The sequence below is a fragment of the Paraprevotella clara YIT 11840 genome (genome assembly GCF_000233955.1).
In the GTDB taxonomy this organism is placed as follows: Bacteria; Bacteroidota; Bacteroidia; order Bacteroidales; family Bacteroidaceae; genus Paraprevotella; species Paraprevotella clara.
Map to the genome: position 1 here is coordinate 1 of NZ_JH376736.1, position 265 is coordinate 265.

Annotated in this window: 1 protein-coding gene; it reads left to right on the forward strand. The window is 35.5% G+C overall.

Annotated features, from left to right (window positions below; genetic code table 11):
* Positions 1 to 265: hypothetical protein (locus HMPREF9441_RS18970; protein ID WP_008623868.1), on the forward strand; the 265-nt coding region annotated here is incomplete at both ends.

Consider the following 265-nt stretch of genomic DNA (forward strand, 5'->3'; position numbering starts at 1 on the left):
GCGCTAAAGAAAGCGTAAAAAGCAAAATTGTAGGCACTTTGCCTAACAACACGCTTGTATACACTTTATTTGATACTACAGAAGATGAAACTGGTGAAGAGATATTTTTTAATTGGATTGCTGTAGATAAAGGGTATGTACATAAAAGTCGCCTGAAGAAGATATACGAATTTCCTTCTATTGGCAAAGGTAAAGAGCAAGGCAATAGTATCACTATTGCTGGTAAAGGCATTAGTGTTACTCTTACTAGACAGCCATTTGATAA